This window comes from Micromonospora sp. BQ11 (assembly GCF_052068135.1).
Taxonomy (GTDB): Bacteria; Actinomycetota; Actinomycetes; order Mycobacteriales; family Micromonosporaceae; genus Micromonospora.
In genome coordinates this window covers 174,562-199,271 of record NZ_JBQHDB010000003.1, presented here as the reverse complement: position 1 = coordinate 199,271, position 24,710 = coordinate 174,562, and the positions used below count along the sequence as shown (strand labels likewise).

Here is a 24,710-nt window from a genome sequence, read left to right as displayed (position 1 = left end):
GTCGTACGCCCGGTGGCAGCCCCGCGGAGGACTCGCGGTCCCGCGGCCGTACCCTTCGCTGCGTGACATACGGGGAGCCTGTGGCCGACGACCACCCGCCGACCACGCCCGCCACGACCGGGTCGGCGCCGCATCCACCACCCGACCGGCGACCTCGCCGGCGCTGGCCGTTGTGGACGGCGTTCGTGGCGGTCCTGCTTCTGCTCGCCGGCGGCGTGTCGGCGGCACTGCCGGCCGGTGCGGTGTTCGGGAGCGACGCGACGCTCGCAAGGATCGCCGCACCGGCGGAGAACCCGACCACCCGCGCCGCCCGGGAACTCGCCGGGCGGATCACCGCGCAACTGGACCGGCAGTCCGGCGCGCTGCTCAGCGGAGATCGGGCCGCGTTCCTGGCGATCGCGGAACCGGCCGTGCACGCCACCCTCCGCGGCCGGTTCGCCGCGCTCCGGGCGCTCCGGGTGAGCGACTGGCAGGGCCGGCCGAGGGGCCTGCCCACCCAGGCCGGACGACCGGGCGAGTGGCGGCTGTCGGTGGAGTTCCGGTACTGCTTCGCGGTGCCGGACTGCCGCCGGCCCAGCTCGGTGCTCGTCGAGACGCGGTGGCGCGACGCCGGCGCGGAGCCGCGCCTGCTCGAACTGGCGCGATCCAAGCCCGAGGCGCAGCTGGCCGGCCGGGCGACCGAACAGGTCGGTGCCCTGCCCTGGGAGATCAGCGAGCTGGTCGTGGCGGTGGGCAGGCGCACGCTCGTGGCGACGACCCCGGCGTTCCGCAAGCGATTGCCGGACCTGCTGGCGCGGGCGGAGGCGGCGGCGCGGACCGCCGATCAGTACGTGGTGACCGGCGACAGACCGGAGCGATACCGGATCTACTACGCCGGCCCCCGGGAGTGGAAACGCTGGTACGGCGGCGAGCAGCCGGAGTGGGTCGCGGGGTACGCCATCGGTCTCGGCGGGGACCACGAGGTCGTGTTCAGGCACGACAGTTACACCTCGGCCGGTCTGGGGGAACTGCTGCGGCACGAGCTGACCCACGTCGCCTCGCTGCCCGACCACGACGGTCTGGACGACTCGACGTGGTGGCTGACGGAAGGGCTGGCCGAGTACGCCGCCACGGTCGGCCGGTACAACGGGCTGACCGAGACGCGGCGGCTGGTCAAGCGCGGCTGGGACGGCAAGCTCGACACCCTCGCACCCGCCGGGGACACCCCGGACGCGCGGGTGATCGGCAGCTACGGGATCGCGTACCTCGCCGTCCGGTACCTCGTCGACCGGTTCGGCGAGGAACGGGTGTTCGCCTTCGTCAAGGCGGTGATCCACGACCGTCGGATCCCCCGGCAGACGTCCGACGAGATCTTCGGCGTGCCCTGGTCCACCCTCCACGCGGACTGCGTCAAGGGCATCCGGAGTGCCGCGGACTGAGGCTGCGGGTCTTCCTGCGGGACCGGGACGGACCGGTCAGCGCAGTCCGGCGAACAGGTCGTCCTCGGGTAGCGACGCGTCCGTGGTGTCGTGGACCCGCACGAAGGTCTCCATGCCCATCAGCTCCGTGAACCGCTCCCTGCCCAGTTGCAGGAAGAAGATGTTCTCGGTCTGGCTGGCGTGGGTGGCCAGGGCGTCGAACTTCTGCCCGCCGTACCTGCTCGTGTCCACCCATGTGGTGATCTCGTCGTCGGGCAGACCGAGCTGCGGCTCGTGCTCCGCCGACGCCGCGTCCGGCTCGGCCCACTCGACGCCGATCTCCTTCATGACCCGGCCGAACTCCTCGAACGCCGAGCGCGGCACGGTGGTCCAGTACACCTTGGCCGGGATGTCCGTCATGGCCACCGCGGCCATGGTGATCCGGTGGGCCTGGATGTGGTCCGGATGGCCGTAGAAGCCGTTCTCGTCGTAGGTGACGACCACGTCCGGCCGGTACCGCCGGATCAGCTCCGCCAGCCGGCTCGCCGCCTCGGTCACCGGCGTCGTCCAGAACGCGCCGGGCAGGTCGTTGGTCGGCCAGCCCATCATCCCGGAATCGGCGTAACCGAGCGTCTCCAGGTGGGTGACCTGCAGCGCCGCGCAGCTGGCCTCCAGTTCCTTCTGGCGCATCGCCACCACCGCGGCCGGGTCGTGCCCCGGGTCGCCGGGCTTGACTCCGCCCGGGCCGTCGCCGCAGCGCCCGTCGGTGCAGGTCACGAGCACCGTCGAGATCCCCTCCGCCGCGTAGCGGGCAAGGACACCACCGGTGCTCGTCGCCTCGTCGTCGGGGTGGGCGTGCACCGCCATCAACGTCAGAGATCGCTCGTTCATGCCGCCACCCTACGAGGATCGCCGCGACCGCGCGGGCCCGCGGCCGGCGCGGTCGTACCGGCGCGCTCCGTCATCCGAGGGCTGACCCCGTCGAGCTGCGGTGGGCGTCGACCGCCCGGCCCATGCGGGTGACGGCCTCGGTGAGGATCGTCGGGGAGGTGGCGAAGTTGAGGCGTACGAAGCCGGCTCCGCCCGTGCCGAAGACGTGCCCGGAGCTGAGGGCGACCCGCGCGTGGTCGAGGAACATCTTCGCGGGCCCGGCGACGTCGCTGGCCACGCCGGGACCGCCGTCCGACTGCCCGGTGTCGATGCCCAGCCTCGTGCAGTCCAGCCAGGCGAGGTAGGTGCCCTCGGGGCGGTGGTACGTGACGGACGGGAGGTGCGTCGCCAGCAGCGTCTGTAGCAGCGTGCGATTGGCGTCGAGGCCGTCGAGGAGGCGGTCGAGCCACTGCCCGCCGGCGCGGAACGCGGCGGTGTGCGCGATGACGCCCAGGTGGCTCGGCCCGTGGCCGACCTCCTCCGGCATGCGCGCGAGGTCTGCGGCGGCCTGCGGCCCGGCCACCGCGACCGCCGCCTTGAGGCCGGCGAGGTTCCACGCCTTCGAGGCGGAGATCAGGGCGAACGCGTTCGCCGCGCCCGCCACGGTCAGGTACGGGGTGAACTGCGTCCCGGGCAGCACCAGGGGAGCGTGGATCTCGTCGGAGATCACTCGCAGGCCGTGCCGGTCGGCCAGTGTGGCGACGGCCTCCAGCTCGTCCCGGCGGTGGACGACGCCGGTCGGGTTGTGTGGGTTGCACAACAGAAACGCCGGACGGCCGCCGCCGGCCCGGGCCCGGCGGAAGGCCTCGTCGAGAGCCGCGAGGTCCATCCGCAGGTCGGGCCCGAGCGGTGCCTCGATCACCTGGCGGCCGGCGTTGCCGACGAAGGCGTAGAAGGGCGGGTACACGGGGGAGCAGACCACCACCGCGTCCCCGGGACCGGTGACGAGCCGGAGAACCTCGACGATGCCCATCATCACGTCGGGTACGACGGTGGTGTGGTCGGCGCGGAAGTCGTGCCAGCCCCAGCGCCGAGCGGCGAACTCACCGAGCGCCTCGGCGTACGCCGTGCCGTGCGAGTATCCGGTGTCCCCGAGGTCGATCGCGCGGTGCAGCGCGTCGGCCACCGGCGGGGCGAGGGGTACGTCCTGCTCCGCCACCCAGAGGGGGAGGACGTCGGGCGGGTGCATGCGCCACTTCACGCTGGTGCGCTGACGGAGTTCGTCCAGCGTCAGCCGGGTGAGGGGGTTCTGGTCCGCGGACGCGTCGACGGAGGGGGCCGGGCTTCCCATCATGCCGCCCACCCTAGGCCGTACCCGGCGACGCTGGTTCAGGCGCTGGTCACGACTGCGGGCGGGGTGCCACGAACGGGGAAGCCGGGTGCGGGGACTCGCCGGTGACCTGGGTGATGATCTCCACGGCGACGTCGCGCAGTTTGCGGTTGCGGCGCTGCGACGCCTGCCGGAGCAGGGCGAAGGCCTCCGTGGCGGTGCACCGTTGTTGGCCCATCAGCACCCCGAGGGCCTGGTCGATGACGCTGCGGGAGGCCATCGCGTCGGTGAGCTGCTGGTGCAGCAGCGCCTGGTCGGCCTGGCGGAGGATGACGGTCAGCGCCGCCGTCCCCTGGTCGGCGAACGCCACGGCGTTCCGGCGCGCCTTCTCGGTGAACGCTCCCGGCTCGGTGGCGTAGAGGTTCAACGCGCCGACGGTCTGGCGGTCGACCGTCATCGGCAGGGACAGCGAGCTCGCGATGCCGAGCCGCAGCGCGTGTTCCCGGTAGCGGCGCCAGCGTCGGTCCTCGCGCAGGTCGACGACCTCGACGATCCGTCCTCGGTGCAGGGCTTCGAGGCAGGGCCCCTGCTGGGCGCCGTACTGGATCTCGTCCCCCTTCGCGGCGAGGTCGCCGGTGCTGGCGACGGTGAAGGCGCCGCCGTCCCGGCGCATGGTCAGCCCGCAGGCCACCGCGGGAGTGACGACCTCCGCGGCGACCCGGACGACCTGGTCGAGGAACAGGTCGACGTGGAGCGAGTCCGCGAGCAGGGTCAACAATCGGCCGTACGCCGAGGCAAGGTGCGATTCAGCAGCGTCGGACACCACCGCTACCTCCCGGGAACCCGGTGTCCGTGGTGCCACCGCGCGTGCGGCACCTGTCCCGGCTCACTCCTCGGGGGAGCCGCCGGCCGGTGCGATCCGTCGCCGAGGGGCCCACACCGGCCAACGGGCAGGGTGCGGATCGAGCGGGAGTTGGCTAGGGTTGACCTGGGTTCGGACATGAGCCCAGGACCAGTGCCGCCCGCCGACGGCGGGCCGAGCGCCGACCCGGTCCCGACATCCTCACCGAGGAGCAGCTCGTGTCCGTCCATCAGGCGTCACCTCTGACGACGCGCAAGCCCCCCCGCCGGTCGACCCTGTCCCTCGCGGTCGCCCGGGAAGGCCCGGCGGCGGTGGTGGCCGTCCACGGGCCACTCGACATGGACACCGTCGGCCTGCTCGTCGACGTCGTGGACACCGTGCTGTCCGGCCGACCGCCCCCGGTGCTGGTGCTCGACCTGAGCGGGGTGGACTTCTTCAGCGCCGCCGGGATCACGGCGTTGCTGACGGTGCGCCGGCGAGTCGCCTCGGGCGGGTGCACGCTGGTGCTGCGCGAGCCCTCCCGGATCACCGTCACCGTCCTCGACCTGGTCGGCCTGCGGTCCGAGTTCACCACTGACTGACCTGCCTTTCCCTCCACGTCCGTCGGGTCGTACCCGTTGCCGACGCGCGGGATCTACCCAGCAGTTGGATCAACTCAAACGCGGGCGCGGCGAGCGGTGACCAGGCGGTCAAATCGGTGGTTACCAGACGATGGGCCTCGTTCCTGGCTACGTTGTGTCGGTGACGATGGAAGCTGAGCGCACCCTGCGCGAGGAGGACCTGACCAGGTTGGGTGAGCTCGCCGCCCAGCTACGGGTGGACTCGATCCGGTGCAGCACCAGAGCCGGATCCGGGCATCCGACCTCCAGCCTCTCCGCTGCCGACCTGCTCGCGGTGCTGATGTCCCGGCACCTGCGCTACGACTGGGCGGAGCCGCGCGGTCGCGCCAACGACCATCTGATCCTCTCCAAGGGGCACGCCTCGCCGCTGCTGTACGCGGTCTTCAAGGCCGCCGGCGCGATCACCGATGAGGAGCTGGTCGAGACCTACCGCCAGTTCGGGTCGCGCCTGCAGGGACATCCCACGCCGGTGCTGCCCTGGGTGGACGTCGCGACCGGTTCGCTCGGTCAGGGCCTGCCCGTCGGCGTCGGGATCGCGCTCGCCGGCCGGTACCTCGACCGTCTGCCGTTCCGGGTGTGGGTGCTCTGCGGCGACAGCGAGATGGCCGAGGGTTCCATCTGGGAGGCGCTGGACAAGGCCGGCCACTACGGGCTGCACAACCTCACCGCGATCGTCGACGTGAACCGGTTCGGGCAGCGGGGACCGACCGAGTTGGAGTGGGACCTGGACACCTACCGTCGGCGGGTCGAGGCGTTCGGCTGCCAGGCGCTCGTCGTCGACGGCCACGACCTGGTCGCGGTCGACGAGGCGTTGGGCCGCGCCCGGCAGGCGACGGGCCCCACGGTGGTGCTGGCCCGGACGGTCAAGGGCAGGGGCGTGCCGGAGATCGAGAACCAGCCGGGATGGCATGGCAAGCAGCTGGAACCGGAGATGGCCGAGCGAGCCGTCGACGCGCTGGGCGGGGTGCGCCAGACCCGGGTGACGACGCCGCGACCGGAGCCCGCACCGTCCGCCGCGGCGAGGCCTCCGGGCCAGCCGCCGGTGCTGCCCCGGTACGACAAGGGGGCGAAGGTGGCCACGCGGAACGCGTACGGTGACGCGTTGCGCGCGTTGGGGTCCCGCACGGACGTGGTCGTCCTGGACGGCGAGGTCAGCGACTCCACCCGTGCCGACCGGTTCGCGGAGGCCCACCCCGACCGGTACTTCGAGATGTTCATCTCCGAACAGCAGATGGTGGCCGCCGCGGTCGGACTCCAGGTGCGCGGGTACCGACCGTTCGCCTCGACCTTCGCCGCCTTCTTCTCCCGCGCCTACGACTTCGTCCGGATGGCGGCCGTCTCCCAGGCGGACATCGCCCTGGTGGGGTCGCACGCGGGGGTGGAGATCGGGGCGGACGGTCCCTCGCAGATGGGGCTGGAGGACCTGGCGGCCATGCGCGCGGTGCACGGGTCCACCGTCCTGTATCCCAGCGACGCCGTGTCCTGCGCCGCCCTCGTCGCCCAGATGCCCGACCGCAAGGGCGTCAACTACCTGCGCACCACCCGCGGCGGGTACCCCGTCCTCTACGACAACGACGACACCTTCCCGGTCGGTGGCAGCAAGGTGCTCCGCGGCGGCGGTGACGACCATGTCGCGCTGATCGGGGCGGGGGTGACGGTGCACAACTGCCTCGCCGCCGCCGACGAGCTGGCGCGCGAGGGGATCAACGCCCGGGTCGTCGACCTGTACTCGGTCAAGCCGCTGGACCGGCAGCGGGTGCTCGACGCCGCCCGGGACACCGGCGGCCGGCTGGTCGTGGTGGAGGACCACCACCCGGAGGGCGGCCTGGGCTCGGCGGTCCTCGAGTCGATGGCCGACGTCGCCGAGCCCGTGCGGGTGGCACACCTGGCGGTGCGCAAGCTACCCACCTCCGGCAAGCCGACCGAGTTGATGGACGCGGCCGGCATCGGGGTGAGCGCCATCGTCGCGGCGGCACGGGCCTCGGTACCGCAGCGCGGCTGACGGACCGCCGTCGGCGAAAGCAGGGGGCACAGTCCGCGGGTCAGGACTCCGTTCGCGGGTTGCTGGTCAGCCAGCGTCGGATGCAGTGCAGCAGGTCGTCGGCGTCGACCGGCTTGGTGACGTAGTCGCTGGCGCCGGAGGAGATGCTCTTCTCCCGGTCTCCGTGCATGGCCTTGGCCGTGACGGCGACGATGGGCAGGTCCGCGTAGCGGGGCATGGCACGGATGGCGGCCGTCGCGGCGTACCCGTCCATCTCGGGCATCATCACGTCCATCAGCACGAGGTCGATGTCGTCGTGGCGCATCAGCGTCTCGACGCCCTTGCGGCCGTCTTCGGCGTAGACCACGTCCATGCCGTGCAGTTCCAGGATGTTGGTCAACGCGAAGACGTTCCGGGCGTCGTCGTCGACGACGAGGACCTTGCGCCCCGCCAGGGCCGCGGCGAACGGGTTCTCGGCGAGGGCGGGGTCACCGGTGGACGGTGCGAGAGGCAGGACACGCTCCGGGTTCTCGGCGGACAGGTGCAGCACGATGCGTTCGCGCAGCTCGTCGAGGCTGCGCAGAACCTCCAGCGGCCGGCTCCTGGCCAGGGTCTGCAGAAGGGCCTCCTGGCCGGCGCTCAGCGGGTGCCCGTGGTAGGCCAGCACCGGCAGGCCGGGCAGGTCCGGGTGGTCGTCCAGCGCCCTGAACAGGGCGGCTCCCGTGTCGGCGAACATGTCGAGGTGCAGGACCAGCAGGTGGTGCGGGTGTGCGGTGAGGGCCTCGATCGCCGACGCGATGTCCACCGCCGTGGCCACGTCGACGGCGTGCTCCGCCGGTCCGGCGGCGACGCCCTGGGCCAGCATGGTGAGCAGGCCCTTGTCGTGGCCTTCGAGCACGAGCAGCCGCCGCTGCCCGCCACGCCAGGCGTCCGGCGCGGTCGGCCCGGCGAGGTGGCCGCCGGCTGCGCCGGAGGTGTCCGCGGCGTACGCACCGGCGACGGTGGCGGGCAGGTAGAGGGTGAAGGTGCTGCCCTGCCCGAAGACGCTCTCGGCGGTGATGCGCCCGCCCAGCAGGTGGGCGATCTCGCGGCTGATCGACAGGCCGAGTCCGGTGCCCCCGTAGCGGCGGCTGGTGGTGCCGTCGGCCTGCTGGAAGGCGTCGAAGATGGCGGTCAGGTGCTGCTCGGCGATGCCGATACCGGTGTCGGTGACCCGGAACGCGATCACGGTGTCCGCCGGCTCGACCCCGCCGGGCAGCTCGTCCGGTCGGGCCCGTTCGATGCGGAGCTGCACCTTGCCCTTCTCGGTGAACTTCACCGCGTTGGAGACCAGGTTGCGCAGCACCTGGCGCAGCCGCTGCTCGTCGGTGTGCAGCGTGCTCGGGACGTCCGGGCCGGTGACGATGTCCAGCTCCAGACCACGCGGTGTGGTCAGCGGGCGGAAGGTGACATCGACGTAGTCCCGCAGCACGGACAGGTTGAACGTCTCCGGGTTGATGTCCATCTTGCCGGCCTCGACCTTCGACAGGTCGAGGATGTCGTTGATGAGCTGCAACAGGTCGGTGCCGGCGGAGTGGATGACCGTGGCGTACTCGACCTGCTTGGCGGTCAGGTTGCGGTTCGGGTTCTGCGCCAGGAGCTGGGCGAGGATGAGCAGCGAGTTCAGCGGCGTACGCAACTCGTGGCTCATGTTGGCCAGGAACTCGGACTTGTACTTCGACGCCAGCGCCAGCTGCTGCGCCCGGGCCTCCAACTCCTGGCGAGCCTGCTCGATCTCGGAGTTCTTCGTCTCGATGTCGTGGTTCTGGCGGGCCAGCAGGGCCGCCTTGTCCTCCAGTTCCGCGTTGGAGCGCTGCAGCTCCTCGGAACGGGCCTGCAACTCCTCCGAGCGGGCCCGCAGCTCCGCGGCGAGGCGCTGGGACTCGGTGAGCAGGACGTCGGTGCGGGCGTTGGCGACGATGGTGTTGACGTTGACGCCGATGGTCTCGGCGAGCTGGTCGAGGAAGTCGCGCTGAACCTCGGTGAAACGGCTCATGCTGGCGAGCTCGATGACGCCGAGGACCTGGTCCTCGAAGAGGACCGGCAGGACCACCAGGTGCAGCGGTACGGCGGCGCCGAGGCTGGAGGAGACGGTCACGTAGTCCGCCGGCACCGCGTCGACGACGATCGGCTGCTTGCTCAGCGCCGCCTGGCCCACCAGGGAGTCGCCGAGGACGTAACGGCGCTTGGTGACGTCGTGCCCGTAGCCGCCGACGACCCGCAGGGCCCTGCCCTCGGCGAGGTCGTCCACCAGCAGGAAGGTGCCGAGCTGGGCGGAGACCAGCGGCGCGAGTTCGTTCATCACCAGGCCGGCGACGACGTCCAGGTCGCGGTGGCCCTGCATGAGCCCGGAGATGCGGGCCAGGTTGGTCTTCAGCCAGTCCTGTTCCTGGTTGGTGCGGGTGGTCTCGCGCAGCGACTCCACCATCGAGTTGATGTTGTCCTTCAGGTCGCCGACCTCGCCGGGGGCGTCGACGGTGATGGAGCGGGTCAGGTCGCCGGTGGCCACCGCGCTGGTCACCTCGGCGATGGCGCGGACCTGGCGGGTGAGGTTGCCGGCCAGCTCGTTGACGTTCTCGGTGAGCCGCTTCCAGGTGCCCGAGACACCCTCGACCTCGGCCTGGCCGCCGAGGCGGCCCTCGCTGCCCACCTCGCGGGCCACCCGGGTCACCTCGGCGGCGAAGCTGGAGAGCTGGTCGACCATGGTGTTGATGGTGGTCTTCAACTCCAGGATCTCGCCCCGGGCGTCGACGTCGATCTTCCTGGTCAGGTCACCCTGGGCCACCGCGGTGGTGACCTGGGCGATGTTGCGGACCTGGCCGGTGAGGTTGTTGGCCATCGAGTTGACGTTGTCGGTCAGGTCCTTCCAGGTGCCGGCGACGTTGGGCACCCGGGCCTGGCCGCCGAGGCGGCCCTCGGTGCCGACCTCGCGGGCCACCCGGGTCACCTCGTCGGCGAACGCGCCCAGCGTGCCGACCATGGTGTTGATGGTCTGCGCGAGAACCGCGACCTCGCCCTTGGCCTCCACCGTGATCTGGCGGCTCAGGTCACCCTGGGCGACGGCGGTGGCGACGAGCGCGATCGAGCGCACCTGGTTGGTGAGGTTGTTGGCCATCTCGTTGACGTTGTCGGTCAGGTCCTTCCAGGTGCCACCCACGTTGGACACCCGGGCCTGGCCGCCGAGCCGGCCCTCGGTGCCGACCTCGCGGGCCACCCGGGTCACCTCGTCGGCGAACGCGGAGAGCTGGTCGACCATCGTGTTGATGGTCTCCTTCAGCGCCAGGATCTCCCCGCGCGCGTCCACCCGGATCTTCTGCGTCAGGTCGCCCTTGGCGACCGCGGTGGTGACCTCGGCGATGCTGCGGACCTGGGCGGTGAGGTTGTCCGCCATGACGTTGACCGACTCGGTGAGGTCCTTCCAGGTACCGGAGACGCCCTTCACGTCCGCCTGGCCGCCGAGGCGACCCTCGGTGCCGACCTCGCGGGCCACGCGGGTGACCTCGTCGGCGAACGAGGACAGCTGGTCCACCATCGTGTTGATGGTGTTCTTGAGCTCCAGGATCTCGCCGTGCGCGGTGACGGTGATCTTCTGGGACAGGTCACCGCGGGCCACCGCCGTGGCCACCTGGGCGATGCTGCGGACCTGGTCGGTCAGGTTGCCGGCCATCGAGTTGACCGAGTCGGTGAGGTCGCGCCAGGTGCCGGCCACGCCACTGACCTGGGCCTGACCGCCGAGCCGCCCGTCGGTGCCGACCTCGCGGGCCACCCGGGTGACCTCGTCGGCGAACGAGGACAGCTGGTCCACCATCGTGTTGATGGTGCTCTTGAGCTCCAGGATCTCGCCGCGGGCGTCGACGGTGATCTTCTGCGACAGGTCACCCCGGGCCACGGCGGTGGTGACCTGGGCGATGTTGCGGACCTGGCTGGTCAGGTTGCCGGCCATGAAGTTGACCGAGTCGGTGAGGTCGCGCCAGGTCCCGGCCACGCCGGGTACCTCGGCCTGGCCGCCGAGGCGACCCTCGCTGCCGACCTCGCGGGCCACCCGGGTTACCTCGTCGGCGAACGACGACAGCTGGTCCACCATCGTGTTGATGGTGACCTTGAGCTCCAGGATCTCGCCGCGGACGTCGACGGTGATCTTCTGCGACAGGTCACCGCGGGCCACCGCCGTGGCCACCTCGGCGATGTCGCGGACCTGGTCGGTCAGGTTGCCGGCCATCGCGTTGACCGAGTCGGTCAGGTCCTTCCAGGTACCCGACACCCCGGGGACCTCCGCCTGGCCGCCCAGCTGCCCCTCGGTGCCCACCTCCCGGGCCACCCGCGTCACCTCGGAGGTGAACAGGGACAGCTGGTCCACCATGCCGTTGAAGACCGTTGCGATCTCGCCGAGCAGGCCGTCGGCGTCCTCCGGCAGCCGGGTGCCGAAGTCGCCGTCGCGTACCGCGGTCAGGCCCGCGAGCAGTTGCCGCAGCCCGGGGTCGGCCACCGCCGAGGTGCTGCCGGTCACCGTCGCCTGTCGCGCCGTCGTCTTGTCGACCACCACAACCACCCCGCCCGATAGCCGGCGGGCGTCCCCTCCGGCACAACATCATCCGCGTAAGTATGCACAGCTCAAGCCGGTCCGCCTCCGCTGGCCCACGGCGCCCTGGACGGCACTGTGATGATGCGCTCCCACGTCGCCGGACGTGTGGGTGGCGACCATGGACGCGGTCGCAGCCACCACCGGCCCCGGGGCCGCCGTCCCCGATAGGGCCCCGTGCCAGCCCGACCCCGGCCGGGCACCGGCTCAGGCGCCATGGGCGAACAGGGCGAGGCGTACGCGGTTGGGGCTGTTGGTCTTGGTCATCAGGCTGGTGATGTGGGTCTTGACAGTGGTGACGCCGATATGGAGCCGGTCGGCGATCTCCGTGTTGGACAGCCCCTCGGCGATGAGGTTCAGCACGTCCTGTTCGCGCGTGGTCAGCCCCGGAGCGAGCCGCGGCGCCGCGGCACGGGCGTGCACCGCGCGCTGGACCAGGCGCTGCAGCACCTCCTGACTGAACGGGCTGTCGCCCGCGGCGGCCCGGCGGACGCCGTCGAGCAGGTCGGCGGGCGGGGCGTCCTTGAGCAGGAACCCGCAGGCGCCGGCGGTCAGCGCGGGATAGAGGTGGTCGTCGTCACCGAACGTGGTCAGCACCAGGACGCGGGTGGCGGGGCGGTCGGCGAGGATGCGACTGGTCGCGGTGATGCCGTCGACGCCGGGCATGCGCAGGTCCATGACGACGACGTCGGGGACGAGCCGCGCGGCGAGGGCGATCGCCTCGCGACCGTTGTCGGCCTCACCGACGACCTCGATGTCGGGCTGCGCGTCGCAGAGCATGCGCACACCCGCGCGGATGAGGTGCTGGTCGTCGACCAGCAGGACGCGGATCACGCGGGCTCGGGCGCGTGCGGGCCGGCCCCGCGTACGCGGGGCATCGACGAGGCCGCCGTGACGGCGGGGGAGGGGGCGGCAGCCGTCGGTGCGGTGACCGCGGCCGGCAGGACGGTGCGGACCCGCCAACCCGCGCCGGCCGGGCCCGCCTCCAGCCGACCACCGAGGACGTCGACGCGCTCCCGCATCCCGGTGATGCCGTGGCCGCCACCGGCCGGCGCCGCCGCCGGCACCCGGCCGCGCCCGTTGTCCGTGACCTCCCAGTGGACGGCTCCGTCGACCACGGCAACGGACAGGCGCGCCAACGCGGACGTGCCGGCATGCTTGGCCACGTTGGTCAGCGCCTCCTGGGTCAGTCGCAACACCGCCAGGCCCCGAACCGCGTCGAGTGAACCGACCGCGGGGTCGATGTCGGCCTCCACCGTGACACCGGCCTGGCGGGCCCGGTCGACGGCCGCGCCGAGTGCCGCCGGAAGCGCCGACGGCTCGATCGCGGTGAGCGCCGCGTCACCGCGTACCCCGTCGGGGTCGCGCAGGACCGCGACCAGCCGGCGCAGGTCCGCCAGGGCCGCGCTCCCCGTGCCGTGCACGTCGTCGAACACCTCGCCCACCTGCGGAGGCAGGTCGGTGAGGACGTGCCGGGCCACGCCGACGCGCAGCACCATCGACGCCACGTGGTGGGCGACCACGTCGTGCAGTTCCCGGGCGATGGCGGTGCGCTCGTCGGCGCGGGCGGCGCGGCTCTCCGACTCCCGGCGGCGCTGCTCCTCCTCCGCCCGCTGCTCGGCCTGCCGGGTGAGTTCCCGCGTGGTCCGGATGACCAGGCCCAGCAGCAGCGGTACGCCGACCTCCACCACCAGCCCGAAAGCGCCGGAGAGGACCCGTCCGAACGGGTCGCCGATCGAGTCCGTCAGGTCGACCGTGACCAGCAGGCCGGCGGCCAACCAGATGGTGCGCGGCCGAGGTGCCCGCATGGCCACCTCGAGCAACGCCCAGCTCGCACCCACCTGGTTGATCGTGATGTCGTCGAGGACGGGGAACGCCACGGCCAGCAGCGCGGCCTGCACCACCAGGTTGACCAGCGGCCGGCGGTGCAACGCCAGCGCGACCGCGAACGCGACCGCCGCGAGCAGCCACTGCATGGCGGTCGGTGAACGTCCGGCCTGGGTGCCGAAGACCAGGTAGCCGACGCCGCTGAGGTTGAGCAGCACCGTCCGCGCGAGCGTGTCCCGCGTGTCGAACAGTCGCGCCACCCACCCCACCGGATCAGCCTAGGCGCTGCGGCCGGGGCGCAGGAACCGCCGCCGGCCCCACCCAACGGGTCCGGACCCCGAGGTAGGCGGCCAGGCCGAGCGGCCCGAGCAGGATCGTCAGCACCAGCACCGGAGCCATGACCAGCGCCGGCACCCCCCGTTCCCGGCTGTCGAGCCACGCCCACCGGCCGGCGAACAGATCGAATGCGATCATGTGCGCCCAGGCCGCCGCCGCGCCGTCCGCGGTGCCGAGCAGTTCGCGCACGCCGTTCAGGGTCGGCGACAGCACGGCCGGCAGCACGTCGTCGAGCGCCGGGATCACCAGCATCGCGTAGATCACCAGGCCCGGCAGCGCGATCAGCGGCGAGGAGATGACCCGGGTCGTCCAGGACCAGTGCGGCAGCAGGATCATCAGCGCCCAGAACGGCGCGGCCACCGCGAACGTCAGCGCGAACAGCGTGGCGGTCATGCGGCCAGCGCCAGTTCCGGGCTGCGTCGGCGGGCCACCACCACGCCGACGGCGGTCGCCGTCGCCAGCACCAGGGCCGCCCCGGCGACCAGGGTGGTCGCGTCCGGACGCAGGAGCGGTTGCCCGCGCAGGGCCTGCCAGGTCAACAGCATCGTGAGTACGCCGTAGGCCACGCCGGCGACCACCAGCAGCCGCACCCGGTCGCGTTCGTCGAGCCGGGTCCCGAGGAACCGGCTCAGCAGGATCGCCAGGATCGGCAGCGCCTGTAGGGCGTGCAGTCCCACGAAGTGCCCGATCCGCAGATCCCCGCCGGTGGTGCTCCAGCCGACCAGCGGCAGCCCGGACCCCCCGTCCGGTACGCCCACGCTGTGCGCCCCGCTGACCCCCTCGATCCCCGGAGCCTGTCCGGGCAGCACCATCGGCACCGCCGCCAGCATGCCCAGCAGGGTCAGGCCGATCCCCAGCCCGACCGCGTACGCGACGACCCGGTCCGCCAGCCGCTGCGACAGCACGACGATCCCGATGACGAGGTGCGCGACGAACAACACCATGATCGACGCGCCCATCACATCCCACAGGGCGGAGTTCAGCGCGGTGGTGGTGTTGTAGTGGCTGGTCGTGCCGCGCAGCACCTGCGCGACGATCACCACCATCTCCGCCACTGACATCGCGACGATGACCGTGCCCGCCCACTCCGCGATCCGGCTGCGCCGCGGCAGGAGGGAGAGCATCCAGGCGAGGGTGACGCCGTACACCACGAAGGATACGGCGAACTTGAACGGCTTGAGCCAGACCGGCACGCCGGTGAGGACACGAGGATCGGCGACGATGCCGACCGCCGTGACGACGGCGAGCACCGCCATCGCCGAGACGAAGACCATCAGGGGGCGGTGCCAGTGTGGCGCCCGGTGCAGTGCGGTAGTCATGCCATAGATGCTGGTGAACCCGCACCCGGATCGCGCCCGACCGGAAGCCCGGGATGTGGCCGGCGGTCGGAGCGCCGCCTCCTCCCTGGGTAGGAGGCGCATACCCGCCGTTTCCCGCACGCCCGACCGCCGCATCGCCGACAGTGGTGGCGTGGTCGAGGAGGAGACATGACGGGGCTGCGCACCGACCTGTACGAGCTGCGGATGGCGGCCAGCTACCTGCGTCGCGGCATGGTGGAGAACGCCACGTTCAGCCTGTTCGCCCGCCGCCTCCCGGCACGGCGCGGCTTCCTGGTGGCCGCCGGGCTGGCCGAGGCGCTGGCGTTCCTGGAGGGCTTCGGTTTCGACGACGACGAACTGGCCTACCTGCGCGACGTCGTCGGGCTCGATCAGCCGACCCTCGCCGCGCTCGCCCGACTGCGGTTCACCGGCGACGTCTGGGCCGTACCGGAAGGGCGTGTCGTGTTCGCCGACGAGCCGCTGCTGGAGGTCACCGCGCCGATCGCCGAGGCGCAGCTCGTGGAGACCGGCGTACTGAACCTGCTGACCTTCCACACGACGGTGGCCAGCAAGGCGGCCCGCTGCCGCCTGGCCGCCGGCGACGCCCAGCTGATCGACTTCGCCTTCCGTCGGACGCACGGGATCGAGGCCGGGGCGGCCGTGGCGCGGGCGTCGGCCATCGCCGGTTTCACGGCGACGAGCAACGTCGAGGCCGCCCGACGCTACGGACTGCGGCCGTCCGGGACGATGGCCCACTCGTACGTCGAGGCGTTCGGAGACGAGCGGGCCGCGTTCCGCGCGTTCGCCGAGGACTTCCCCGTGAACCCGGTGTTCCTCGTCGACACGTACGACACGCCCGCCGGAGTCCGGGCCGCCGTGGACGTCGTCACCGAGCGGGGCCTGACCGGTCCGTTCGGTGTCCGGCTCGACTCCGGAGACCTCGCCGCCCTGGCCAGGGAGACCCGCGCGATCCTGGACGGTGCCGGGCTGACGCAGGCCCGGATCGTGGCGAGCGGCAGCCTCGACGAGGACGTCCTCGCGGCGCTCGTCGCCGACGGCGCGCCGATCGACGCGTACGGCGTCGGCACCCGCATGGGCGTCTCGTACGACGCGCCGTCGCTGGACAGCGCGTACAAGCTGGTCGCCCTCGGCGACCGCCCGGTGCTCAAGCTGTCGCCCGGCAAGGCCACCCTGCCCGGACCCAAGCAGGTCTTCCGCGATCCCGCCGGGGCGAGTGGCGACGTCGTGGGGCTGCGCGACGAGCCGCCGCCGGGAGACCGCGAGCCGATGCTCGTGCCGGTCATGCGCGGCGGCCGTCGCCTCGACGCCGCCGATCCGGCCGCCGAGGTACGCGCCGCCGTCCGCCGGTTCGACGCGGACCTCGCGTGGCTGCCCGAGGCGGCGCGCGGGCTGGCGGACCCGACGCCGCTCACCGCCACCGTCAGCCCGGCACTCGCGGCGCTGCGCGACCGGGTGGCGCGCGTCGCAACGTCCTGGCCAGCACGCCCAGCGCCACCACCTGAAGGGCCACGGTGACGGCCACCAGGAGGGGGACGGACGTCTCGTACAGCCCACCCGCCAACGCGCCGCCGCCCGCGGCGGCGACGCCGATCACCGCACCGAACATGCCGTACGCCGTGGCCCGCCTGTCCGGTCCGACCAGGTCGGCGACGGTGGCCTTCAGCGTCGACTCCTGCATGCCCAGGGCGGCGCCCCACACCAGGACACCCGCCAGGGCGAGCGGGAGCGTGGCGGAGAAGGCCAGCGCGGGCACGAGGGCGGCCGCGACCGGCAGGACGACGAGGACCACGCCCCCGTACCGGTCGTACGCCCACCCGGTCGCGACCGCGGCCACCGCGTCGACGACCATCGCCGCGGCGTACAGCACAGGCACCGCGGAGGCGGGGAGCAGATCGGCGCTCACGAGGTGGAAGGACAACACCCCGAACGTCGCGAAGCCCGTCATGGTGAGCCCCGCGAACACCGCGTACATCCAGAACCGGCCCGGCAGGCGGGCGGCGACGGCACGGCTCGGCGCTCGACGTGGCGTCCGTGCCGGTGCCGTCGGCGTCGAGGTGTCGCCGCGTTCGTAGCGGACCGGGCGCGGAACCCGGACCCGTAACCACACCACCAGGGCGAGGGCGAGAGCCCCGGGCACCGCGAGCGTGAGCAGCGCCGGCCCGTAGTCGTCCCCCGTCACCGCCAGCACACCGGCCACCGCGAGTGGCCCGACCAACGCGCCGGCCTGGTCCAGCGCCTCGTGCACCGCGAAGCCACGCCCCCGACCGGTCACCGCCGACGCGTGCGACAGCAGGGTGTCCTTCGCCGGCTGCCGTACCGCCTTCCCGACCCGCTCGCTGATGACGAGGGCGCAGGCCACCCACAGCACCGAGGTGAGGCCCAGCAGCGGCACGGAGACGACGGTGAGGCCGTACCCGGCGATCGCCCACGCCCAGAAGCGGCCGGTACGATCGGCCAGCGGCCCGGACACCAGTCGCAGCACGAACGCGGACGCCTCACCCACGCCGGTGACCACCCCCACCACCAGAGCACTCGCTCCCAGGTGGGCCAGCAGGGGGCCGGTGATGGACCGCGCACCCTCGTAGACGACGTCGGCCAGCATCGCCACGACGCCGAACCACACCACGAACCGCCAGGCCGACAGGGGGCCGGCGGGCTCCTCCGAGGGGCCGGTGGGAGTGCCGGCGTGCTTCGGACCGTGTGCCATCACCACCAGTGTGATTCCCGTCCCCTCCCCACCGAGCGGGAATCAGACCATCGGATCTGGATTTGGAGTTGGACGTGACTTCCGCACCGTTCCCCGCCTCGACGCCGGGGGACCTCATGAGCCCCCGGCAGCGCCTCCGACTCGTCCTCGTCCTCGGATCGCTGATCGCGGTGGGTCCGCTGACCATCGACATGTACCTGCCCGCGCTTCCCGCGATCGTCGCCGACTTCCACACCACGTCGGCGGCGGTCCAACTGACCCTCACCGGCACGCTGGCGGGCCTCGCCGTCGGCCAGTTGCTGATCGGTCCGCTGTCCGACGCCGTCGGCCGGCGCACGCCGCTGATCAGCGGCATCGCGTTGCACGTCGTGGCGTCCGTCCTCTGCGCCGTCGCACCGAACATCGCCGTTCTGGGTGGATTGCGGGTGGTGCAGGGGCTCGGCATCGCCGCGGCCTCGGTGGTCGCGATGGCGGTGGTCCGCGACCTGTTCAGCGGCGCGGCCTTCGCCAAGCTGCTCTCCCGGCTGCTGCTGGTCATGGGCGCGGCACCGATCCTCGCGCCGACCCTCGGTGGCGGGCTGCTGCGCTGGACGGACTGGCGCGGCGTGTTCGTCGCCCTGGCCGCCTTCGGTGTGCTGCTCGTCGTGGTCGCCGCGCTCGGCCTGCCCGAGACCCTGCCGCCCGACCGGCGCCGGCGCGGCGGGGTGGTCGCGACGCTCTCCGTGTACGGCGCGCTGCTGCGGGACCGTACGTTCGTGGGCCTGGTCCTGGTCGCCGGACTGGCCATGGCGGCGTTGTTCGCGTACGTGGCCGGGTCGTCCTTCGTCCTGCAGGAGCAGTACGGCCTGGACGAGCAGCAGTTCGGGCTCGCCTTCGGCGCGGGCGCGGTCGGACTGATCGCGGCGACCCAGTTCAACGTACGGCTGCTGCGCCGCCACTCGTCGCAGCGGATCCTCGTCGCCGCCCTGACCGTGGGGACCGCGGCGGGGCTTGCGCTGCTCGCCTTCGCCGCGACCGGGCTCGGTGGGCTGCCGAGCCTGCTGATCTCGTTGTGGGTGGTACTCGCCGCGGCGGGCCTCGCGATGCCGAACGCGCCGGCCCTGGCCCTGGCACGGCACGGGGAAGCGGCCGGTACGGCCTCCGCCCTGCTCGGCGCGGTGCAGTTCGGCGTCGGCGCGCTGGCCGCGCCCCTGGTGGGCGTCCTGGGCACCGGTGCGGTCGCCATGTCCCTCGTCGTCGCGGGCGGCATGGTGGCGGCGACGGCGGTCCTGCTCGTGGTGGTGCGTCCGGGCCGGCTCGTCGACCTCGACCTCGACCCCGGTGCGGTGGTCGTGGCGGCGCACTGAGGCGACCGGGCAGAGCGCGCCCTTGACTCTCCGTGAGAACGCGTGTTCGTTGCGCGATCGGTCCACGCATGGCGGGCACGTTTGCGGGTAAGTCGCTGCCCGCAGCGGACGAGGGGGACCCATGAGTGAAACGGCGGGGAGACTGCCGGGAGCAGCCGGCAGGGCGGGCGGTCCGACCGAACGCCTGGCCGCGGACGTGGCCGAGGTGGTACGCGAGGAGGTCCGGGAGGTACGCACCCAGTTGATGCGGGCGGCCGGCCCGACGGGAGTCGGCGTGGCGCTGCTCGCCACCGCCGGGGGGTGTCTCGTCCTGGGAGCCGGGGCCGCGTCGACGACCGTACTGCGGGCGTTGGAGACCTTCCTGCCCCGACGGCTGGCCACCGCCGGACTCACCGCGGGCTACCTCGCTGCCGCCGTCGTGCTGGGACGGGCCGGATTGGCGCAGCTGCGGTCGGCCGGAGGCCACTCGGCCCGGCTGGCGGACGAGATGCGGGACGCCGTCGCCACCACCGCGAGTCGAGTGGTGCCGGCCGGTGCCGCCGCCGTTCGGGATGAAATCGACCAGATCGGTTCCCCCACGCGGGACCGTTGATCTCGGCATGCGGAGTGTCGTCCGTGCCCGGCCTGCCGGCCGCGCGGTGACGACCGCCGAACACCATCCTTGCGTCGATCGGAAGGGGTAGTCATGTCGGACAAGTCGCATCAGAAGAACAACGTCAAGAAGCAGGGCCGGACGGTGAAGGAGAAGCGGGCGGCGAAGAAGGCCAAGCAGGCGGACAAGGCCTCGTCGATCCCGCCGACCGACCACTGAACGAACGGCACACCATCGCCCGGGATCGCCTCGGACGGAAGAGCGCCTCGCTACCCTCCGCGATCCCGGGCGTCACCCTCGGTGCCATCTCGTCCCGGTGGGACGGCTGCCGACGAGGGCCTATTGACTGTGAACCAGCCCACACCATTGAATGTCGACGTGCCACGACGCCTGGTCCGAGTGGGCGCGAGCACCGGCAGGGCCGCATCGACCCACCGGACCGCCGCGTCGCCCGGCCCCCTCGCCAAGGGGCAGTGGGTGCGGTGGACCATGGGATGAACGAGCGCCGACGGCGGATGGCCCTGAGCGCGGCGTTGCACGTCGGCTCCCACGGTGTCGCCATCGTCTACTGCCTCATGACGCTCCACGAGCCGAACCGGCCCCTGATGCTCGCGGCGTACGGCTGTGGGATGGCGGCCGGCGCGGTCGGGCTGTGTGCGGCGAAGAGGATCACCACGAAGGCGACCGCCTACCTCGTCTCGTTCACGATCCTGCTGGTCACGCTCCTCATGGCGGCGCTGGGCGCGTACTGGGACGGCGGCGCGGCCTCGCCGGTCACCCTGGGGTTCGTGACCACCTCCGTGTTCGTCGCCAGCTTCACCCCGCACCTGCGGTTGTTGATCGGGCTGGAGGCGCTCATCGTCGGTTCGTACCTGGCCGTCGCCGCGACCGGGCAGCCGGCACCGCCCGGGCACGTCTTCCTCTACGTCGCCGGCATGCTGGTGCTCATCTCGGTCTGCGCCACGCAGACCCGCATCGTGGCGCGGCAACGGTCCCAGCTCCGGTCCCTCGCGACGCTGGACCCGCTGACGGGCGCCCTGAACCGGCGCGGCCTGGCGGACTTCGCCGGACCGCTGTTCCGGGGCTGTCGGCGTTCGGGACCGTCTCTGCTGTGCCTGGACCTGGACGACTTCAAGCTCGTCAACGACCGGTTCGGCCATGCCGCCGGTGACGCGCTGCTGCAACGGACCGTGTCGGTGGCGCGGGACGCGTTGCGCACCGGCGACGCGATCGCCCGGATCGGTGGCGACGAGTTCGTGGCCGTCCTGGTCAACGCCCACGAACCCACCGCGCGGACGGTGGCGGCGCGCATCGACGCGGCCCTGCGGGAGCACACCGGCGTCAGCATCGGCTGGGCCACCGCGCCGCACGACGGGGACACGCTGGAAACCTTGATGCAGGTCGCCGACCAGCGCCTCTACCGCGTGAAACAGGACCGCTGCCGAGCCGCCCAACGACCGTCGAGGACGGGGTACGGCCTGCTGGCCGGTTCACCGGACCTCGGCACCCCGTAGCGGCACGCGTCCAGGAGCGCGGGCCGTGCGGGGCCCGGATGTGGTCTCAGCCGACGTCGACCCAGTCGAGGGTGCGCTGGACCGCCTTTCTCCACCGGGCGTAGCCGGTCTCGCGCTGCTCGGGCGACCACTCCGGCCGCCACCGCCGGCTCTCGTTCCAGTTCTCCCGTAGTTCGTCGGTGTCCTTCCAGAAGCCGACGGCGAGACCGGCGGCGTACGCAGCGCCGAGCGCGGTGGTCTCGGCGACCACCGGTCGGCTCACCGGCACGCCGAGGATGTCGGCCTGCATCTGCATGCACAGGTCGTTGACGGTGACGCCGCCGTCCACCTTGAGGCACTCCAGATGCACCCCGGAGTCCTGCCGCATGGCCTCGGCCACGTCGCGGCTCTGGTAGCAGATGGATTCGAGGGTGGCGCGGGCGATGTGGGCGTCGGTGTTGAACCGGGACAGGCCGACGATCGCGCCGCGGGCGTCCGAGCGCCAGTACGGGGCGAACAGGCCGGAGAAGGCGGGCACGAAGTACACCCCGCCGTTGTCCTCCACCTGCCGGGCGAGGATCTCGCTCTGCGCGGCACTACTGATGATCTTGAGTTGGTCGCGCAGCCACTGCACGGCCGACCCGGTGACCGCGATGGAACCTTCGAGAGCGTAGACCGGCGCCTGGTCGCCGAACTGGTAGCAGACCGTCGTGAGCAGGCCCGCCTTGGAGCGGACGATGTCGGTACCGGTGTTGAGCAGCATGAAGTTGCCGGTGCCGTAGGTGTTCTTCGCCTCGCCGGGGGCGAAGCAGACCTGCCCGACGGTGGCGGCCTGCTGGTCGCCGAGGTCGCCGGTGAGCGGGACCGGGCCGGCGAACGGACCGTGCGGCACCGTGCTGCCGTACGAGCGCGGGTCCGACGACGGCCGGATCTCCGGCAGCATGGCGCGGGGGACGCCGAAGAACGACAGCAGCTCGTCGTCCCAGTCCAGCGTCTCCAGGTTCATCAGCATGGTGCGGCTGGCGTTGGTGGGGTCGGTGACGTGTACACCGCCCTCGACGCCGCCGGTGAGGTTCCACAGCAGCCAGGTGTCGGTGTTGCCGAAGACGGCCTCGCCACGCTCGGCGGCCTCCCGGACCCCGTCGACGTTCTCCAGGATCCACTGGATCTTGCCACCGGAGAAGTACGTCGCGGGCGGAAGGCCGGCCCTGCGCCGGATGACGTCGCCCTTGCCCTCGCGTTCCAGCGCCGAGGCGACGCGGTCGGTACGGGTGTCCTGCCAGACGATGGCGTTGTAGTAGGGCCGGCCCGTCCGGCGGTTCCACACCACCGTGGTCTCCCGCTGGTTGGTGATCCCCAGCGCGGCCAGGTCCGAGGCGGTCAGCCCCTGAGCGTTCATGGTGGTCTGGACGACCGTCTGGGTCCGCTCCCAGATCTCGAGCGGGTTGTGCTCCACCCAGCCGGCCTGCGGCAGGATCTGCTGGTGTTCGAGCTGGTGACGGCCGACCTCGTTGCCCCCGTGATCGAAGATCATGAAGCGGGTGCTGGTGGTGCCCTGGTCTACCGCGCCGACGAAATCAGCCATTCGAGGTGTCTCCTTCTGGTGCTGCCACCGTGCGGAGAACCGTAGGGAACCTGCGCGGCCCGGTCAACGAGCGGGCCGCGTCGACCCCCGTGCCCGACCGGCGGGCGTGACGGGACCCGCCGGTCGGGTCGTGCGGTGGGTCAGCCTCTGCGCCACTTCTGGTTGGCGGTGCCGGCGCAGTCCCAGAGCTGGAGCCGGGCGCCGTCCGCGCCGTTCCAGTCCTTGATGTCGACGCACCTGTTGGCCTGCACATTCACCAGGTCGCCGGCGGCCGTGAGCGTGAACTGCTGGGCTCCGGTACCGTTGCAGGTGTAGAGCTGGACGACCGCGCCGTTTCCGGTCGCGCCGCCGTCGACGTCCATGCACTTGTTGTTCTGGCTCTGCAGCGCGGTACCGGTGAATGTCCACTTCTGCGCGTTGGTGCCGTTGCAGCCCCACATCTGCAGCGGCACCCGGTCGGCGAAGGTGGAGCTGGGCACGTCGATGCACTTGTTGTTCCAGTTGCTCACCAGCGCCGAGCCGCCACCGGGGTTGCCCGGACCGCCGGCGCCGAACGGACTGAGGATCAGCCCGGCCGCGCGGGGGTCGCCGTCGTGGACCAGCGACTCGAAGGCACCGACGTCGTCGAAGGCGAAGGCGTACGCCCTGCCGTCGACCATGTTGGCGTGGATGACCCGGGCGTAGTGGTTGGTCGGGCTGTTGCGGTAGAACTCGGCGGGGTTGGTGCTGGGCTGGGTGTCGATGCTGCCCAGGGTGCCCCGGTTCAGCGCGGCGCAGAGCGTACGGGAGATGGGACCGACCACCTGGTCGTTCGGTGCGGGCAGGTCGCCGTCGCAGCCCCACACGCTGGCCGACGAGGGCCGGTTGAAGGACGCGACCACCTGGCCGGCGCCGTTGGTGAAGGTCATGACGTTGCCGGAGGTACGCCCGTAGTACCGGATGGTCGGCTGGTTGGCGAACGGCACGACGGTCAAAGTCCTGGTGGTGTACGCGTTCCACGCCGAGGCGATGTACGAGTCCAGGTAGGTGGAGCTGAGCAGACCCGCGCCGGCGGCCTTGCCCGGTGCCAGCACGCGCAGCACTGTCCCGTCGGACCGCGTGTACACCGTGTTCGCCCAGCCGGGCTGCGATCGGATGCCGTCGATGATGGCGTTGCGGCCGTTGCTCACCACGTCCCCGGTGCGCGTGGTGACACCGTTGGCGCCGGTGACGCTGACCGCGTGCGGCACCGCGAACATGTCGACCTGCGAACTGTTGAGCCACAGCCCGGCGTCGTTGTAGGTGAACTCGCTCCAGTCGAACAGGATGTCCCGGTTGGCGTCCCCGGGGGCCCAGGGCGCGGGCTGCACCAGCCCGTCCGGGGTCAGGAAGAACCGCAGTTTCTCCCCGAAGGAGAAGTAGACGCGGCCGGAGAAGCCGCGCGGGAAGCGGATGGTGGTGGTGCCGCCGGTGGTCGGGCCCGGGATGGAGGCGTCCGGCGCGGGTGCCGGCGGGTTCTGCCCGCCGGACCAGGGGATGAACGTGCCGGCCTGGTTGACGTAGCCGAGGCGGTCGGTGGCGAGCTGGATGCCGATCACGTAGAGGTGGACGGCCTCGGCGCGGCCGGTGCTGTTGGTCACGGTGACGGGCAGCAGGGTGGGGCCGACCGCCTGGGCGGGGGACGCGACGGCGACCGTCGGGGCAGCGACGATCAGGGTGGAGAGGGCGGTCAGGAGTCTTCTTCGGAGGCCCACGGCAACTCCTCGGGGGTGGCGGACGGGTGAGAGAGCGCTCTCCCAGCCTCCAACTGTTAACTACGTGTGTCAA

The 24,710-nt window shown here is 72.0% G+C and carries 19 protein-coding genes; 8 read left to right on the top strand and 11 right to left on the bottom strand.

Annotation, left to right across the window (positions count from 1 at the left end; all coding sequences use genetic code 11):
• Window positions 1–62: 62 nt before the first annotated feature.
• Window positions 63–1,418 (top strand): hypothetical protein, encoded by a 1,356-nt coding sequence (locus ACTMSW_RS08020; protein WP_441179868.1) that lies wholly within the window; start codon window positions 63–65, stop codon window positions 1,416–1,418.
• A gap of 36 nt (window positions 1,419–1,454) precedes the next feature.
• Here the strand turns inward: ACTMSW_RS08020 and ACTMSW_RS08015 are convergent, their stop codons facing one another.
• From ACTMSW_RS08015 to ACTMSW_RS08005, 3 genes are all read right to left on the bottom strand, one after another.
• The gene (locus ACTMSW_RS08015) at window positions 1,455–2,288 is read right to left on the bottom strand and encodes a PIG-L family deacetylase (protein WP_441179866.1); all 834 of its coding nucleotides are present in this window, start codon (window positions 2,286–2,288) and stop codon (window positions 1,455–1,457) included.
• Between the two features lie 70 nt (window positions 2,289–2,358).
• Window positions 2,359–3,618 carry a MalY/PatB family protein gene (locus ACTMSW_RS08010; RefSeq protein ID WP_441180193.1) on the bottom strand — a complete coding sequence of 420 codons (1,260 nt, stop codon included), beginning with the start codon at window positions 3,616–3,618 and terminating at the stop codon, window positions 2,359–2,361.
• A gap of 49 nt (window positions 3,619–3,667) precedes the next feature.
• Window positions 3,668–4,420 (bottom strand): GAF and ANTAR domain-containing protein, encoded by a 753-nt coding sequence (locus ACTMSW_RS08005; RefSeq protein WP_441179864.1) that lies wholly within the window; start codon window positions 4,418–4,420, stop codon window positions 3,668–3,670.
• Window positions 4,421–4,677: 257 nt separating this feature from the next.
• Here ACTMSW_RS08005 and ACTMSW_RS08000 point away from each other — a divergent pair, with 257 nt between their 5' ends.
• Both ACTMSW_RS08000 and ACTMSW_RS07995 read left to right on the top strand, forming a co-directional pair.
• On the top strand, window positions 4,678–5,040 hold the full coding sequence (locus ACTMSW_RS08000) for an STAS domain-containing protein (RefSeq protein ID WP_441179863.1): 363 nt from the start codon (window positions 4,678–4,680) through the stop codon (window positions 5,038–5,040).
• A gap of 166 nt (window positions 5,041–5,206) precedes the next feature.
• Complete coding sequence (locus ACTMSW_RS07995) at window positions 5,207–7,081, top strand: transketolase (RefSeq protein ID WP_441180192.1); 1,875 nt, start codon at window positions 5,207–5,209, stop codon at window positions 7,079–7,081.
• 40 nt (window positions 7,082–7,121) lie between these two features.
• Here ACTMSW_RS07995 and ACTMSW_RS07990 read toward each other — a convergent pair whose 3' ends face one another.
• The 5 genes from ACTMSW_RS07990 to ACTMSW_RS07970 all read right to left on the bottom strand — a co-directional run bounded on the left by ACTMSW_RS07990 (window position 7,122) and on the right by ACTMSW_RS07970 (window position 15,160).
• Window positions 7,122–11,639, bottom strand: coding sequence for a HAMP domain-containing protein (locus tag ACTMSW_RS07990; RefSeq protein WP_441179862.1), 4,518 nt, complete (start codon window positions 11,637–11,639; stop codon window positions 7,122–7,124).
• A 246-nt stretch (window positions 11,640–11,885) separates the two neighbouring features.
• Window positions 11,886–12,512 (bottom strand): response regulator transcription factor, encoded by a 627-nt coding sequence (locus tag ACTMSW_RS07985; protein ID WP_441179860.1) that lies wholly within the window; start codon window positions 12,510–12,512, stop codon window positions 11,886–11,888.
• On the bottom strand, window positions 12,509–13,774 hold the full coding sequence (locus ACTMSW_RS07980; RefSeq protein ID WP_441179859.1) for a sensor histidine kinase: 1,266 nt from the start codon (window positions 13,772–13,774) through the stop codon (window positions 12,509–12,511). The genes ACTMSW_RS07985 and ACTMSW_RS07980 overlap by 4 nt, the downstream gene beginning before the upstream one ends.
• Window positions 13,775–13,778: 4 nt before the next feature.
• Window positions 13,779–14,234: an ABA4-like family protein gene (locus ACTMSW_RS07975; protein ID WP_441179858.1), complete on the bottom strand. Its 456-nt coding sequence runs from the start codon at window positions 14,232–14,234 to the stop codon at window positions 13,779–13,781.
• Window positions 14,231–15,160, bottom strand: coding sequence for a hypothetical protein (locus ACTMSW_RS07970; RefSeq protein WP_441179856.1), 930 nt, complete (start codon window positions 15,158–15,160; stop codon window positions 14,231–14,233). Before ACTMSW_RS07970 ends, ACTMSW_RS07975 begins: the two co-directional genes overlap by 4 nt.
• Window positions 15,161–15,328: 168 nt before the next feature.
• Between ACTMSW_RS07970 and ACTMSW_RS07965 the strand changes: the two genes are divergently transcribed.
• Window positions 15,329–16,696 (top strand): nicotinate phosphoribosyltransferase, encoded by a 1,368-nt coding sequence (locus ACTMSW_RS07965; RefSeq protein ID WP_441179854.1) that lies wholly within the window; start codon window positions 15,329–15,331, stop codon window positions 16,694–16,696.
• Here ACTMSW_RS07965 and ACTMSW_RS07960 read toward each other — a convergent pair.
• Complete coding sequence (locus ACTMSW_RS07960) at window positions 16,602–17,888, bottom strand: MFS transporter (RefSeq protein WP_441179853.1); 1,287 nt, start codon at window positions 17,886–17,888, stop codon at window positions 16,602–16,604. The genes ACTMSW_RS07965 and ACTMSW_RS07960 overlap by 95 nt on opposite strands.
• Window positions 17,889–18,004: 116 nt before the next feature.
• Between ACTMSW_RS07960 and ACTMSW_RS07955 the strand changes: the two genes are divergently transcribed.
• From ACTMSW_RS07955 to ACTMSW_RS07940, 4 genes are all read left to right on the top strand, one after another.
• Entirely contained in the window at window positions 18,005–19,234 is a 1,230-nt protein-coding gene (locus ACTMSW_RS07955) for a multidrug effflux MFS transporter (RefSeq protein ID WP_441180191.1), read from the top strand.
• Between the two features lie 121 nt (window positions 19,235–19,355).
• On the top strand, window positions 19,356–19,826 hold the full coding sequence (locus tag ACTMSW_RS07950; RefSeq protein ID WP_441179852.1) for a phage holin family protein: 471 nt from the start codon (window positions 19,356–19,358) through the stop codon (window positions 19,824–19,826).
• A 93-nt stretch (window positions 19,827–19,919) separates the two neighbouring features.
• The gene (locus tag ACTMSW_RS07945; protein WP_441179851.1) at window positions 19,920–20,045 is read left to right on the top strand and encodes a hypothetical protein; all 126 of its coding nucleotides are present in this window, start codon (window positions 19,920–19,922) and stop codon (window positions 20,043–20,045) included.
• A gap of 275 nt (window positions 20,046–20,320) precedes the next feature.
• On the top strand, window positions 20,321–21,340 hold the full coding sequence (locus tag ACTMSW_RS07940) for a GGDEF domain-containing protein (protein WP_441179850.1): 1,020 nt from the start codon (window positions 20,321–20,323) through the stop codon (window positions 21,338–21,340).
• Between the two features lie 46 nt (window positions 21,341–21,386).
• Here ACTMSW_RS07940 and glpK read toward each other — a convergent pair whose 3' ends face one another.
• Together glpK and ACTMSW_RS07930 are read right to left on the bottom strand one after the other, a co-directional pair.
• Window positions 21,387–22,904: a glycerol kinase GlpK gene (glpK, locus tag ACTMSW_RS07935; RefSeq protein ID WP_441179849.1), complete on the bottom strand. Its 1,518-nt coding sequence runs from the start codon at window positions 22,902–22,904 to the stop codon at window positions 21,387–21,389.
• Between the two features lie 140 nt (window positions 22,905–23,044).
• On the bottom strand, window positions 23,045–24,637 hold the full coding sequence (locus ACTMSW_RS07930; protein ID WP_441179848.1) for a beta-1,3-glucanase family protein: 1,593 nt from the start codon (window positions 24,635–24,637) through the stop codon (window positions 23,045–23,047).
• Between the last annotated feature and the right edge of the window lie 73 nt (window positions 24,638–24,710).

Excerpts from the sequence above, each read along its gene's own strand:
- ACTMSW_RS07955 (WP_441180191.1), top strand. The coding sequence starts at position 18,005 with ATGAGCCCCCGGCAGCGCCTCCGACTCGTCCTCGTCCTCGGATCGCTG.
- ACTMSW_RS07970 (WP_441179856.1), bottom strand. The coding sequence starts at position 15,160 with ATGACTACCGCACTGCACCGGGCGCCACACTGGCACCGCCCCCTGATG.
- ACTMSW_RS07950 (WP_441179852.1), top strand. The coding sequence starts at position 19,356 with ATGAGTGAAACGGCGGGGAGACTGCCGGGAGCAGCCGGCAGGGCGGGC.
- ACTMSW_RS07940 (WP_441179850.1), top strand. The coding sequence starts at position 20,321 with ATGAACGAGCGCCGACGGCGGATGGCCCTGAGCGCGGCGTTGCACGTC.
- ACTMSW_RS07945 (WP_441179851.1), top strand. The coding sequence starts at position 19,920 with ATGTCGGACAAGTCGCATCAGAAGAACAACGTCAAGAAGCAGGGCCGG.
- ACTMSW_RS08015 (WP_441179866.1), bottom strand. The coding sequence starts at position 2,288 with ATGAACGAGCGATCTCTGACGTTGATGGCGGTGCACGCCCACCCCGAC.
- ACTMSW_RS08010 (WP_441180193.1), bottom strand. The coding sequence starts at position 3,618 with ATGGGAAGCCCGGCCCCCTCCGTCGACGCGTCCGCGGACCAGAACCCC.
- ACTMSW_RS07960 (WP_441179853.1), bottom strand. The coding sequence starts at position 17,888 with ATGGCACACGGTCCGAAGCACGCCGGCACTCCCACCGGCCCCTCGGAG.
- ACTMSW_RS07975 (WP_441179858.1), bottom strand. The coding sequence starts at position 14,234 with ATGACCGCCACGCTGTTCGCGCTGACGTTCGCGGTGGCCGCGCCGTTC.
- ACTMSW_RS07965 (WP_441179854.1), top strand. The coding sequence starts at position 15,329 with ATGACGGGGCTGCGCACCGACCTGTACGAGCTGCGGATGGCGGCCAGC.
- glpK (WP_441179849.1), bottom strand. The coding sequence starts at position 22,904 with ATGGCTGATTTCGTCGGCGCGGTAGACCAGGGCACCACCAGCACCCGC.
- ACTMSW_RS07995 (WP_441180192.1), top strand. The coding sequence starts at position 5,207 with ATGGAAGCTGAGCGCACCCTGCGCGAGGAGGACCTGACCAGGTTGGGT.